Annotated in this window: 8 protein-coding genes; 4 read left to right on the top strand and 4 right to left on the bottom strand. The window is 72.1% G+C overall.

Annotated elements, in window-relative coordinates; all coding sequences use genetic code 11:
- Window positions 1–865 precede the first annotated feature (865 nt).
- Genes ABZS97_RS00625 through ABZS97_RS00615 form a run of 3 tightly spaced genes read right to left on the bottom strand, consistent with a single transcriptional unit; the run spans window position 866 to window position 5,779 of the window.
- The gene (locus ABZS97_RS00625) at window positions 866–2,071 is read right to left on the bottom strand and encodes a VWA domain-containing protein (protein ID WP_356131665.1); all 1,206 of its coding nucleotides are present in this window, start codon (window positions 2,069–2,071) and stop codon (window positions 866–868) included.
- A gap of 4 nt (window positions 2,072–2,075) precedes the next feature.
- Entirely contained in the window at window positions 2,076–4,610 is a 2,535-nt protein-coding gene (locus ABZS97_RS00620; RefSeq protein WP_356131969.1) for a DUF5682 family protein, read from the bottom strand.
- A gap of 38 nt (window positions 4,611–4,648) precedes the next feature.
- Window positions 4,649–5,779, bottom strand: a complete 1,131-nt coding sequence (locus ABZS97_RS00615) for an AAA family ATPase (protein WP_356131662.1) — start codon at window positions 5,777–5,779, stop codon at window positions 4,649–4,651.
- 132 nt (window positions 5,780–5,911) lie between these two features.
- Between ABZS97_RS00615 and ABZS97_RS00610 the strand changes: the two genes are divergently transcribed.
- Both ABZS97_RS00610 and ABZS97_RS00605 read left to right on the top strand, forming a co-directional pair.
- On the top strand, window positions 5,912–7,264 hold the full coding sequence (locus ABZS97_RS00610; RefSeq protein WP_356131659.1) for an SWIM zinc finger family protein: 1,353 nt from the start codon (window positions 5,912–5,914) through the stop codon (window positions 7,262–7,264).
- A gap of 119 nt (window positions 7,265–7,383) precedes the next feature.
- Window positions 7,384–9,024, top strand: a complete 1,641-nt coding sequence (locus ABZS97_RS00605) for a DUF5691 domain-containing protein (protein WP_356131656.1) — start codon at window positions 7,384–7,386, stop codon at window positions 9,022–9,024.
- Between the two features lie 721 nt (window positions 9,025–9,745).
- Here ABZS97_RS00605 and ABZS97_RS00600 read toward each other — a convergent pair.
- On the bottom strand, window positions 9,746–10,162 hold the full coding sequence (locus ABZS97_RS00600) for a cobalamin B12-binding domain-containing protein (RefSeq protein WP_356131653.1): 417 nt from the start codon (window positions 10,160–10,162) through the stop codon (window positions 9,746–9,748).
- A gap of 566 nt (window positions 10,163–10,728) precedes the next feature.
- Here ABZS97_RS00600 and ABZS97_RS00595 point away from each other — a divergent pair.
- Window positions 10,729–11,589, top strand: a complete 861-nt coding sequence (locus tag ABZS97_RS00595; protein WP_356131651.1) for an alpha/beta fold hydrolase — start codon at window positions 10,729–10,731, stop codon at window positions 11,587–11,589.
- A 312-nt stretch (window positions 11,590–11,901) separates the two neighbouring features.
- A complete protein-coding gene (locus tag ABZS97_RS00590; RefSeq protein WP_356131648.1) occupies window positions 11,902–13,542 on the top strand; it encodes a M23 family metallopeptidase in 1,641 nt (546 codons plus the stop codon).
- Window positions 13,543–13,620: the final 78 nt, after the last annotated feature.

Here is a 13,620-nt window from a genome sequence, read left to right as displayed (position 1 = left end):
ACGCAGGCCCCGACACCGGCACCGACCCTGACGCTGACGCCGCGACTGTGGTCCCGTGCGCGCTGCCGCGCCCGGCCGTCGTCCCGTCAGACGGCTGCGCCGCTGCGGGCGCCGGGAGGGTCTGACCCATGTCCGGGAGCGAGGGCAGGCCTGGCACGCCGGGCAGACCAGGCAGATCGGGTGGGGTGGGAAGCGGCGGGGTCGGAAGCGGTGGCGTGGGAAGTTCAGGCAGGGTCGGGGTCAGGGTCGGCAGCGAGGACAGCGATGGCAGTACGTCCGCCCCAGGCCCTGTCGGCCCACCGGTGACCGTCTCCACAAGATCCCCGACCGGATCCCCGCCCGGCCGTACGACGTCACGCACGGTGTCCGTGGCGCCTGCTCCCGGGTCCCCGGGGGCCTGGACCTGTACCTGTGCCTGTGCCTGCTGGCGCCGAACCGAGGTGCCCGCGGTCCGCTCAACCGGCGGCTTCACGACATGCTCCGCCGCGCTCGACACCGCCGTCACCGACCGCGTCACGGGCTGGGCCACCGACCTGACGACCCCTGTGGGCGTCGCCACCGCCGGCACCGGCACCGTCGCTCCCGTCGAGTCCGCCGCGTACGCCTGTCCGCCGCAGACAAGCCCCAGCACGAACAACCCACCCGCCAACAGCACCAGTTGCAGCGCATGCCGCCCGGCCGCCGTGCGCATCACGCGCAGAGCGGCACTGGCACCGGCTCCGGGCCATGCGGCTGACAGGGACAAGGCGGGCGGGTCCTCGCGTGTAAGAGGCTTATAAGGAAGCCCGATCCTCGCACGGGGCGCCCGAGGTTGCGCAAGTCCCCTGTTACCGATGGGTATTCATGTCCCCTTTCTCAACTCTCCTCACCTGGTGTCCGGAATGGGGAGCGGCCGTTTCTCGATCGCCGCCGCCATCACCTCGGGAAACAGGTCGGGCGTGCAGGCGAACGCCGGTGCGTCGAGGGCGGCGAGCGCCGCCGCGTGCTCGCGGTCGTACGCGGGTGCCCCTTCATCGGACAGCGCCAGCAGCGTCACGAACTGCACCCCCGACGCCTTCATCGCCGCGACCCGCTTGAGCATCTCGTTCCGTATCCCTCCTTCGTAGAGGTCGCTGATGAGCACGACGACCGTGTCGGCGGGCCGGGTGATCTGCGACTGGCAGTACGCGAGCGCCCGGTTGATGTCCGTGCCGCCGCCGAGCTGGGTGCCGAAGAGGACGTCGACGGGGTCGTCGAGCTGGTCGGTGAGGTCGACGACGACCGTGTCGAAGACGACCAGGCGGGTGGCGATGGACCGCATGGACGCGAGGACGGCGCCGAACACGGAGGCGTAGACGACGGAGGCCGCCATCGACCCCGACTGGTCGACGCAGAGGATGACCTCCTTCTTCACGGACTGCGAGGCGCGCCCGTAGCCGATCAGCCGCTCGGGCACGATCGTGCGGTACTCGGGCAGGTAGTGCTTGAGGTTCGCCGCGATCGTGCGGTTCCAGTCGATGTCGTGGTGGCGGGGCCTGCTGATACGGGCACTGCGGTCGAGCGCGCCGGTGAGCGTGGCCCGGGTGCGGGAGGCGAGCCGCTTCTCCAGGTCGTCGACGACCTTGCGCACCACGGCCCGTGCCGTCTCCTTCGTCGTCTCGGGCATCGCCTTGTTGAGCGAGAGCAGCGTGCCGACGAGGTGGACGTCGGCCTCCACCGCCTCCAGCATCTCCGGCTCCAGCAGCAGCGTGGAGAGGCCGAGCCGGTCGATGGCGTCCCGCTGCATGACCTGGACCACGGACGAAGGGAAGTACGTTCGGATGTCCCCGAGCCAGCGCGCCACAGACGGCGCCGACGCCCCCAGCCCCGCCGAACGGTCCCGCCCCGCCTGCTGCTTGTCCCCCTTTCCGTACAGCGCGGTCAGCGCTCCGTCCATCGCCGCGTCCTGCCCGGCCAGCACACAGCCGGTGCCGTCCGCGGCCTCACCTCCGAGCACGAGCCGCCAACGCCGAAGCCGCTCATCCCCCGCTTCGCCCGTCTCACGCGCGTCCCCCGCGCCGCTTGCGCCGGGCGCAACCGCCGATGTGGTCATGAGGTCACACCCCTGCAAGGTCGTTGTCGTCACTGTGGTCGGCGCGTTCGCGGTCGGCTCGATCGGGGTCGGCTCGATCGGGGTCGGCTCGATCGGGGTCGGCTCGATCGGGGTCGGCTCGATCGCGGTCGCTGTCGGTGCCGGCTCCGGTGCCTGGGTCGGTTCCGGTGTCGGTGGCGGTGTCCGTGTCGGCTGCGCCCTCGTCCAATCCCAGCAGCAGGCGCAGTACCGGCAGGACGGCGTCGGCGCGGTCAGGGTCGAGGTCGGGGGCGAAGCCGGGCAGACCGGAGGCAGTGGTCCCGGCGGCGCCCGGCGCTCCCGGGCCGCGGCGGACCAGTTCGCCCAGCGTCCTGCGCACTCCCGCCTCGTACGCCGAGAACGTGCGGCGCAGCAGCGGCAGCACATCGGTGAACGCCTCCGCCGGGACCCCTGTCAGCCACGCGTCCACCAGGCCGAGCAGGCGTTCGTCGTGGACGAGCAGCATGCCGCCCCCGGAGCCGCCGCCGACGAACCCCTCGATCCAGGCGGCCGCGTCCCCCGGCTCCGTGCCCGGCGACAGCACGAGGCCCATGAGCCGTGCGGCCTCGTCGTGCCCCAACTCCCCGTCGTCCAGGAGCAGTCGCACCGTCCGCCCGCGGATCACTCCCGGGACGGTGTCGCGGCCCGCGAGCACCTTGAGCACCCTGTGCCAGCGCTCGCGTATGCCGCCGGGCGAGGCCGTGAGCGTCTCCCCCAGCAGGGCCACCGCTCCGTGCACCGCGTCCACATGGTGGCGCATCTCCTCGGCTGCTTCGGCGTCGAGGGCCGTGCAGGCCGGCGGGAGGCCGACGAAGATCCGCTCGGCGAGGCCTGCCGCCACGTCGGTGAGGGCGTGGGTGTCCGTGCCGCGTACGTCGCCGTAGCGCAGGGAGCGGACGAGGGCGGGCAGGGCCTGGGCGAGGTGCCCGACGTCCGTGTCGAGGGCGGCCCGGTCGGCGAGGATCCGCATCACCACGGGCAGCGCGTCCGGGAGTTCGGCGAGGAGGCAGCGCTCGGCGAGAGCGGTGACGTCGGCGAGGGCGCGTGCGGCGACGGCGTCCGTCTCGGCCTTGGCGGTCGCGGCGGACAGCACGGTCGTGCCCCACACCCCGGCCTCGGCGACCCGTACGGACAGCTCCGGCTCCCAGCGCAGCCGCCAGGTCTCCCGGAAGGTACCCGTGCTGCCGCGCGACACGGCCGGCTCGCCCCAGTCGACGCCCAGGAGGCGCAGTCGGTGCAGCATCCTGCTCCGGCCGGCGTCTGTGTCCTTGCGCAGGTCGAGCTCCAACTCCCGTTCCATCGGCTCCGGTTTGAGCCGCAGACTTCGCTGGAGCCGCGTGAGGTCCCGCTGCAACGGCACCGCGGGCGCCGACGCGGGCACCTCGCCCAGGACGTCGCCGACCACGAGCCGGTCGTGCACGAGCGCCAGCGGTACATCCGAGCCCTCGCACATCACCGCACGTACGGCGTCGGAGGTCTCGGTCAGCCCGGGCAGGGGGCGACCGCGCATCGCCGCGAGCGTGTCCGCCAGCCGTACGGCCTCGATGACATGCGCGGACGAGACGAGCCTGTCCTCCTCGCGCAGGAGTCCGGCCACCTTCGTCATCCAGCGCTCGACGGGGCGGTCGGGGGCGCTGAACAGATGCCCGTACCACCCCGGCGAGTCGATGCCCGCGCCGTATCCGCTGACCCGGGAGAGCCGACGGTGTGTCCAGGGCACCCATGTCAGGTCGGCCTTCGCCTTGGGCAGCCCCTTCAGCAGCGCCCGGTCGGCGGCGACCGCGGACCTCTGCCGCAGCGCGGGCACGTGCCAGGCCCCGCACACCACGGCCACGTCGTCCCCGAACTCCCGCTGTGCCGCCCGCATCCGGAGCCGCATGTGCGCCTCTCGCACCAGGTCCCGGTCGTGCCCTCCTGCTCCGTACGCCTCGCGCAGCGCCCCCATCGCCTCGCCCAGCACCGCGAACGGCACGAAGGGATCGGCGCCCGCCCCGCCCCGGTGCTCGACCACGTCCTCCCACCAGCGCTCCGGATCGTCGTAGCCGGCGGTTTCGGCCAGCACGGCGAGGGGGTCGATCCGGATGGCCTTCTCAACTTCCGCGGCACCCTCGGCCTCCTCGGCCTGCTCCGGGGTGCTCTCCTCATTCCCCCACGCCAGGGTGTGGGTTGCCGGTAGGTCGATGAAACGGGCCGGGACGCCGTGTTCCCCGGCCCAGCGGATCGCCACCCACTCCGGCGAGAACTCGGCGAGCGGCCAGAAGGCCGAGCGGCCGGGCTCGTCCACGACATGGGCGAGCAGCGCGACGGGGGGCCGCATGTCCTCGTCGGCGGCCAGCGGGATCAGCACGTCCGCCTCCGGTGGCCCCTCTATGAGTACGACGCGGGGCTCGGCAGCCTCCAGCGCGGCCCGAACGGCACGGGCCGAGCCGGGTCCGTGATGCCGTACGCCGAGCAACAGGGGCCCGTCGTCGTAGGCGTGGCCGTACGAGCCCGTGCGGGTCTTCGGCCCATCGGCGCCCATCGCACAGGCCTTCGGAGGCCGCTCCGCGGGAAGTCCGGTCATGCGCTCACCTCCCTGCATGCCCGGTAGAAGTCCTTCCAGCCGTCCCGCTCGCGGACGACCGCTTCCAGGTACTCCTGCCAGATGACGCGGTCGGCCGCCGGGTCGCGGACGACGGCGCCGAGGATGCCGGCGGCGACGTCGCTCGCGCGCAGGATGCCGTCACCGAAGTGGGCGGCCAGGGCAAGGCCACCCGTGACGACGGAGATCGCCTCGGCGGTGGAGAGCGTGCCGCTGGGGGACTTGAGCTTTGTGCGCCCGTCGGCCGTGACTCCGTCGCGCAGCTCGCGGAAGACGGTGACGACGCGACGGATCTCGTCGATACCGTCGGGCACGGCCGGCAGATCGAGGGAGCGGCCGATCTGGTCGACGCGGCGCGAGACGATGTCGACCTCGGCGTCGGCGCTCTCGGGCAGCGGCAGCACCACGGTGTTGAAGCGGCGGCGCAGGGCGCTGGACAGCTCGTTGACCCCGCGGTCGCGGTCGTTGGCGGTGGCGATGAGGTTGAAGCCGCGGACGGCCTGCACCTCCGACCCCAACTCCGGTATCGGCAGGGTCTTTTCCGACAGGATCGTGATCAGTGTGTCCTGCACGTCCGCCGGGATGCGGGTCAGCTCCTCGACGCGGGCGGTCATTCCCTCCGCCATGGCCCGCATGACGGGGCTCGGCACGAGCGCGTCGTGGCTGGGGCCGTGCGCGAGCAGCTGCGCGTAGTTCCAGCCGTAGCGGATCGCTTCCTCGGGGGTCCCGGCCGTGCCCTGCACGAGCAGCGTCGAGTCGCCGCTGACCGCTGCCGCCAGGTGCTCGGACACCCAGGTCTTGGCGGTGCCGGGCACCCCGAGCAGGAGAAGCGCGCGGTCGGTGGCGAGGGTGCTGACGGCGACCTCGACGATGCGGCGCGGGCCCACGTACTTGGGTGTGATCACCGTGCCGTCCGGCAGTGTGCCGCCCAGCAGATACATCGCCACCGCCCACGGCGACAGCCGCCAGCGGTCCGGGCGGGGCCGGTCGTCCTGCGCCGCCAGCGCCGCGAGCTCGGCCGCGAACGCGTTCTCGGCGTGCGGGCGCAACGCCTCGTGCGTGTCGTGCGCGGGCGGATTCACGGTCATCGGGTCAACGGACACAGACATGGCTTGGTCCCCCTCCAGCTTCGCCGGTTCGGATCTGGTTCCACCCTGCACCACGGCACTGACAATCGCTCTGACCTGCGGAAATATGCTCGCGGCGGTCGATTGTCAGTGGCGGGATCTACCTTCGATTGCATGACACAGCAGGCGGTGCGCTGGACAGCGGATCAGGTGCTGACACTGGCGCCTGACGCCGCGTCACGCAAAGCGGGAAGCAAACTCGGCGCGGCCGGACCGTGGTCCGGGGCCGGGCGCAGCGACGAGGGGACGGTGTGGGGTCTGTGCAAGGGCAGTGGCAGCAAGCCGTATCGGACGGTCATCGACATCGCGGACTCCACCGGGCCCGCTTATACGTGCAGTTGTCCGAGCCGCAAGTTCCCGTGCAAGCACGCGCTGGGGCTGCTGCTCCTCTGGGCGGGCTCGGGCGACACGGTGCCGCGGGGGCAGGCGCCGGACTGGGCGGAGCAGTGGATGGAAGGGAGGAGAGAGCGGGCGGAGCAGAAACGGACGACGGGCGGGGTATCTGGAGCGGCCGCGGGTGATCCGGAGGCGGCGCGGCGCAGGGCGGAGCGGCGGGCCGAGCGGATCACGGCGGGGGCGGCGGAGCTGGAGCAGCGCCTGAAGGACGTACTGCGGGGCGGTCTGGCCGCCGCAGAGCAGGCGGGGTACGGGCTGTGGGAGGAGACCGCGGCCCGGATGGTCGACGCCCAGGCGCCCGGTCTGGCGGCGCGGGTACGGGAGTTGGGGGCGATCCCGTCGTCCGGTCCGGGCTGGCCGGTGCGGCTGCTGGAGGAGTGCGCGCTGCTCCACCTGCTCGTCCGGGGGTGGCTGCGGCGCGAGCGGCTGCCGGACGGTCTGGCGGCGACGGTCCGGTCCCGGGTGGGGCTGACAGGCTCGGCGGACGGCCTCCCGGTGCGCGACCGCTGGCTGGTCCTCGCCCAGTACGACACGTCGGACGGCCATCTCACGACGCGCAGGATCTGGATGTACGGGACGGAGTCCGGCCGCACCGCGCTGCTCCTCTCCTACGGGGCCGCCGGGCGCGCTCCGGAGCTGGCGCTGCCGGTGGGGCTGGCCGTAGAGGCGGAGCTGTCGGCTTATGCGGGGGCCGGGCAGTTGCGGGCGGCGCTGGGAGAGCAGTTCGCGCCGCCCTCGCCGATGGAGATACGGCCGCCGGGGATGAGCCCGGCACAGGCGGCGGCCCGCTACGGCGCGGCGCTGCGCGACGACCCCTGGCTGGACTCCGTCCCGGTGACCCTGGACCGCGTCGTTCCCATCCCGGACGGCGACTCCTGGCAACTGGCCGCCGCCGACGGCGACTTGGCGCTGCCGCTCACTCCGGCGGCCCGGACCCGAGCCGGGCTGTGGCGGCTCGTCTCCCTCTCCGGCGGCTCCCCCGTCACGGTCTTCGGCGAGTGCGGCCACCACGGCTTCACTCCGCTGACGGCCTGGCCCGAGGGGTCCGGGGAAGCGGTAACCCTCTGCTGAGGACGCAGGCCCCCGCCGGGGACGGGGAATCCCGAAGCCCCGTGCAGCCGCCTTCCCGCCTCCCGCCTTCCGCCCCCTGTCCCTCCTCACCCTCAGCCCTCCGTACGGAAAGGACGCTCATGAACAGCACCTCCGCTTCCGCAAAGGCCCCTCGGCCGCCGGAGACATCCGTCGGGGACTCCTGGGAGGAGCTCGTCACGGTTGCCCTGCTCGGGACCGAACGGCGTACGCCACCGAGGTGGGCGCCCGGACGGGAGGCGCCCACGACGTTGCTGGACGCGGCCGCCGCGGGGACCCTGCGGCGGCGGGCCGGGCTGCGGCCGGCCCGCGCGGCGGCCCGGCCCGAGCCGACGGCACGGGATCCCCGCCCGGCGCTCCCACCCGCCGCGGCCCGCAGGCTCGCCATGCTGCTGACGGACCGCCCCGGCACGGGAGGCGGCGGCCGCAGAGGGGCGGCACCCGACCTGATGGAGCTGCTGCCGCAGTGGCTCACCCTCGCGAACGAGCGCGGTTTCGCGGCGCCCCCGGAGGCATTGCCCGCCCTCCTCGATACCGCCAGGGGGCGCACGGATCTGCGGCCCGCCGCGCTGGCCTTCGCGGGTCCGCGTGCACTGTGGCTGGCCCGGCTGAACCCGGACTGGCGGTTCGCGCTGCGCTCCACGCCGGGCCGCGGCGCCGCACTGCCCGGGCCGGGCGAGACCGAGCGCATCCAACAGCTGTGGCAGGAGGGCCTGTTCGCCGAGCGGGTCGCACTCCTCGGGGCTTTGCGGACACAGGAACCCGCCGCCGCACGCGAGTTGCTCGCCACGACATGGGCTACCGAGCGGGCCGAGGACCGGCTGATGTTCCTCGATTCGTTGCGGACGCGACTGTGCGCGGCGGACGAGCCGTTCCTGGAGCGGGCGTTGGCCGACCGGAGCCGCAATGTGCGGGCCACGGCGGCGGAGCTGCTGTCCGCGCTGCCGGGTTCGGCGCTCGCCGCACGGATGGCGGACCGGGCCGGTTCGTGCGTGGCCGTCGACCGGACGCAGAAGACGCCCACGATCGTGGTCGAGGCTCCGCACGAGTGCGACACGAGCATGGAGCGGGACGGTGTAGTACCGAAAGCACCGTCGGGGCGAGGTGAACGATCTTGGTGGCTGGGCCAGTTGGTCGAGGCGGCTCCCCTCGCGACTTGGGAGCGGCGGCTGGGCGGACGTACGCCCGGGGAGATCGTGTCGCTGCCCGTGACGGACGACTGGCGGGGCGAGCTGCATGCGGCGTGGTGCCGGGCGGCGGTGCGGCAGCGGGACTCGGGGTGGTCGAGAGCACTTCTGGGGGCGCCCTCCGCCCCGGAGGCCGGGGGGCCGGGGGCGGTGTCGCTGGCCGAGCGGTCGAAGCTGCTCGCCACGCTGGACTCCGCCGAGCGGGCCGGGTGGGTGGCGGGGTTCATCGCGACCCACGGGCTGTCGGAGGCGTTTCAACTGCTCGGGGTGTGCGCGGTGCCGTGGGCGGCGCCGCTTGGGCGGGCGGTCGTCGACGCGCTCAACATCGCGCGGGACGCGGGGAGTTATCCATGGAGCTTCAGTGGAGTGATGGGGCTTGCCGAGCGCTGCCTCGACCCTGCGGAGGCCGTACGGCTGGAGGGGCTCACCGCGATTCCCGACGAGCCGGAGAACGCGTCGCCCGGGGCCGGGGGGTACTGGGCCGAGGCCTTCCAGCGCCTCGTCACCACGCTACGGTTGCGCGCGGCGATGTCAGCGGAACTGACCCCGCCGTGACACTCCGGCCGGCCTGGGGCCGCCCCACCCTGCGGCTATCGGGCACCCCCCGGGTGGGCAAACCCCGGGCGCCCCTTGTTTCCTTCGCACCAGGGGTTGGTGCTGGGCGGGGTTGGGTCACGCAGCCCGGCGCTTACGGGGCGCCGCTGCGCCCACCCGTGCCGCCCCTGGCGGCACGATTGCCCGCAGAAACGAGGCTTCGCCGGCCCCCCGGCGCCACACGTACCCGCCACTGCTGGGTGGGCAACCGCCCCCAGCCACACGCGCGCCCGCACAAACGAGGCTCCACCGGCCACCCGGCGCCACACGCACCCGCCACTGCCGGGTGGGCAACCGCCCCCAGCCACGCGCGCCCGCACAAACGAGGCTCCACCGGCCACCCGGCGCCACACGCACCAGCCACTGCCGGGTGGGCAACCGCCCCCAGCCACACGCGCGCCCGCACAAACGAGGCTCCGCCGGCCACCCGGCGGTACACACACCGCCGCAGCGTGGGCGGGCAGCCGTCCGATTGCCCGCAGCCAGGACGGCCCGCAGTCGCGTACGTACGGAAGGGTCCGTGCCGGTACGTCTCTGCCCGTCGCGTAGCCGGCCGCCCGCAAAGCTTCGCCGTGCTCGGGTGCCGGGCAGTATGCCCACGCGGCGACGGGCAAGACGTACCGGCACGGACCCGACCCACAACACACCGCACCGCGAACGGCAGCAGGCGCCCCCGCCAGACCTACGCCCCCGCAGGCTGCCGAACGTTGGCCCGCACCCAGTCCACGATCGACGCCGTCGTGGCTCCCGGCGTGAAGATCTCCGCGACACCCTTCTCCTTCAGCGGAGCGATGTCCGCCTCGGGGATGATGCCGCCGCCGAAGACCTTGATGTCCTCCGCGTCGCGCTCCTTGAGGAGGGCGATCACCGCGGCGAACAGCGTGTTGTGGGCGCCGGAAAGGATCGAGAGGCCGATCGCGTCGGCGTCCTCCTGGATCGCGGTGTCGACGATCTGTTCGGGGGTCTGATGAAGGCCGGTGTAGATGACCTCCATACCGGCGTCGCGCAGCGCCCGCGCGATCACCTTGGCCCCGCGATCGTGGCCGTCGAGCCCCGGCTTGGCCACCACGACGCGGATCGGACCGGCTGCCACACCCATCACTGCCTCCATGAACCGACTACACCAACCTGTACCGACAGATATCGCACATTCCACTGCCCGCTGCACCGGATGCGTATCCGCGGCACGGCTGCCCCGAGCCGTACCGGCCGGGATGGTGAACGAACGTTATCGCCAGCATCCCGCAACCGGCAGTTTCACGGTGGAGACCGAGGGGGAAATCACACGGTGGGACAAGTTCGCAGCGCGTCGCTCCACGTTCCTGCGCCTCATGCGCCGCACGGATCTGCGGCATACGGGCCGGGTCGGGGGTTCGCGCAAGGAGAGCCGCTATCAGGTGGCCGCATCACCACGCCGTCAGCGGGGCGGCGCGAGAGCCGGCCGCCACGGCGATGGCAAGCAAGCGGGGAGCCACGCCCGTACGAGGACAGGGAGCCGCGCCGCACGGACGGCGTGGAACCAGGTCATGACGACGGCAGGGCCCCCCGTCGCGTCACGGGCGTCACATCCGCCCCGGGCACACCGCATGTCACCGTCACCGCGGTTTTCCACGAGGGCACACGGGGGACAGGGCTGTCCCCCCACGTGCCGACTGGAGGTCGGCCATGAAGGTCACCAGGGCAATGTTCCCCTTTCTTCCGCTCTGCCAGCGGCTGATCCCCAGCAGACTGGCGGGCCTCTCGGTGACCCTCCTGAAGGCGACGGCCCTGGAGATCGCGATCCTCGCCGGGCATCTCCTCCTCTATCCCTCCGGCATCGTCCAGGAGCGCCGGTCCGCCCCCACGCTCCCGTCGCCGGACGCCACGCAGCTGCCCACCGAGGCCAAGCCGCCGGTCCTGCTGCTGCACGGTTTCATCGACAACCGCTCGGTCTTCGTCCTGCTGCGCCGTTCGCTCGCCCAGCACGGCAGGCACCGGATCGAGTCGCTGAACTACTCGCCACTGACGTGCGACATCCGCACCGCGGCCGAGCTGCTCGGCCGGCACATAGAGGAGATATGTGAGCGCACGGGCCACGATCGGGTGGACGTCGTCGGGCACAGCCTCGGCGGGCTGATCGCGCGCTACTACGTACAGCGGCTCGGCGGCGATCTCCGGGTCCGCACGCTCGTCACGCTCGGGACACCGCACTCGGGCACCAGTGTCGTGCCGTTGATGAACGCGCATCCCATCGTCCGCCAGATGCGCCCGGGTTCGGACCTGCTCGAGGAACTGCAGAGCCCCGCACCCGGCTGCCGTACGCATTTCGTGAGTTTCTGGAGCGATCTCGACCACTTGATGGACCCGCTGGAGACGGCCTGCATCGACCACCCTGACCTGCTCGTGCAGAACGTGCGGGTGAGCGGTATCGGACATCTCGCACTGCCCGTGCATCCCGCCGTCGCGACCGGAATACGGCAGGCGCTCGACGTCGAGGAGACCGGAGCCCGCACCGCCGCTCGCACGGGGGGCCTGACGGTGGCATAAAAGCCGACCAAAAAGGGCGTCCCCAGGTCGTCACCAGATCGACAGAAAGGTCGACACAAAGCCCGCACAGAGACCTTCGAGCGAACGACAAACACCCGCCGCACAGTCGACGCACAGCCGACCAGGGGTCGTTGAACTTCGAACACTCGTCGAACGCCAGGCCAAGGCCGTGCCCGCACTCCCCCGAAACACGGCCGAATGCCCGTTTCCTGCGCCAAGGAAACCTGCCGAAGATTGTCGTGCCCGCGTACCGCCGGGTACAGTCACCGCACTGCTCTGCCAGCCCCTGTCGTCGAGGCGAAAGAGAAGTTGGTGAACGATCGTCACCCGTCGGGGACCGTGACTGCCCCGGCCCCGGCTTCCGATGCCGCCTCGGCGCACTACGCGTCGTCGTACGGCCAGCAGGAAGCCAATTACGGTGACTTCACCACGTACGACGGTTACGCCGCGACTGGTTATGACGCGCAGTTCAACACCCACGCGAACACGGGCATGTACGCGGCTGCGAACGGTGAAACGTCGACCTTCGCCACCGACCCCCTCTTCGGCGACCTGCCCGGCACGGGCGGCGGCACCGGTTCGTACGACGCCACGCAGTGGAACACCGGCAGCCACCAGACGATGAACTACGACCCGTACGCGGCGCAGCACCAGGCCGCGTACGACACGGGCAGCTACGAAACAGCCGCTTGGGCGACGGGTTACCAGCAACTCGCCGACATCCCCGCCCAGCACCCGGGCCCCGACGCCTCGGGCCAGTGGGACGCGAGCGCCTGGACCCAGCCCGAGCACCACGCCGACCAGACCCAGCAGTGGACCGCGCAGACCCAGGACACGGGTGCGTACGACGCCACGCAGTGGAACTCGTCGGGTAGCCACGACACCTACAGCGGCCAAGAGGGCTACGACGGCTACGAGTCGTACGAACAGCAGCCCGCCGCCCATGTCCCCCACGCCCCGGACCCGGGCACGGACCCTGCCGCGTCCGTGCCGGAACCTTTCGACCAGCAGGCCACCGCCACCTTCGAGCAGCAGGCCACCGCGACCTTCGAACAGGTGACGTACGACTTCGCGCAACCGGCCGCCGACGAGGGCGAGTTGGAGGGCTCGGAGGCCGACTGCGATGCGGACGGCTCGTACGGGACTCGGTTGCCCGACGACGCCGACGAGGTCATCCCGGCCACGGCCTCTCGCTCCGCCTCCCGCTCCGGTTCGCGTTCGCGTCGCCGCAGCCCGGCGAAACGCTCCGCCCTGCTGACCGTCGCCGTCCCCTCGGCCTGCGTGATGGGTGTCGCGGGGATCGCCGCCGCCTCCGTGGGAACGCTGAGCAGCGACGACGGCAAGGAGACGACGGCCAGCGCGCCCGACGCGACCGCAGTGAAACCGTCCGCCGCCAACAACAAGCTGGACACCCAGCTCCAGAACCTCTCCGCCGGCGCCGATGACTTCGCCGACCGGGCCAGCCGTACGCAGGAGCGCATCGACCTCAAGGCCCAGCAGGTGGCCGAGAAGAAGAAGGCGGCGGAGGAGGCGGCCCGCAAGGAGCGGCTGCGTCCGAAGTTCGTCCTCCCCGTGACGCAGAAGGGGCTCAGCGCCTACTTCGGCCAGGCGGGCGTCAACTGGATGTCCGTGCACACGGGCATCGACTTCCCGGTGTCGTACGGCACGACGGTGATGTCCGCGACCGACGGCACCGTCCGGACGCAGTGGAACAGCGCGTACGGGAACATGGCGATCGTGACCGCGAAGGACGGCACGGAGACGTGGTACTGCCACCTCTCCAGCTACCGGGTTCCGTCCGGGACGGTCGTGAAGGCCGGTGAACCGATCGCGTACTCCGGGAACTCCGGCAACTCCACGGGCCCGCACCTGCACTTCGAGGTCCGCCCGGCCGGCGGCTCGGCGATCGACCCGCTGCCGTGGCTTCGCAGCCATGGCTTGGACCCAACGTAAGCGAACCCGGCGCTGCAGTGGACGGAGACCTGGGGGCTGCGCCCCCAGACCCCCCTTCGGCCTGAACGGCCTCGTCCT

Source organism: Streptomyces sp. NPDC005485 (genome assembly GCF_040606085.1).
Classification (GTDB): domain Bacteria; phylum Actinomycetota; class Actinomycetes; order Streptomycetales; family Streptomycetaceae; genus Streptomyces.
The sequence above is the reverse complement of the archived record's forward strand: the minus strand, read 5'-3'. Positions and strand labels throughout refer to the sequence as shown.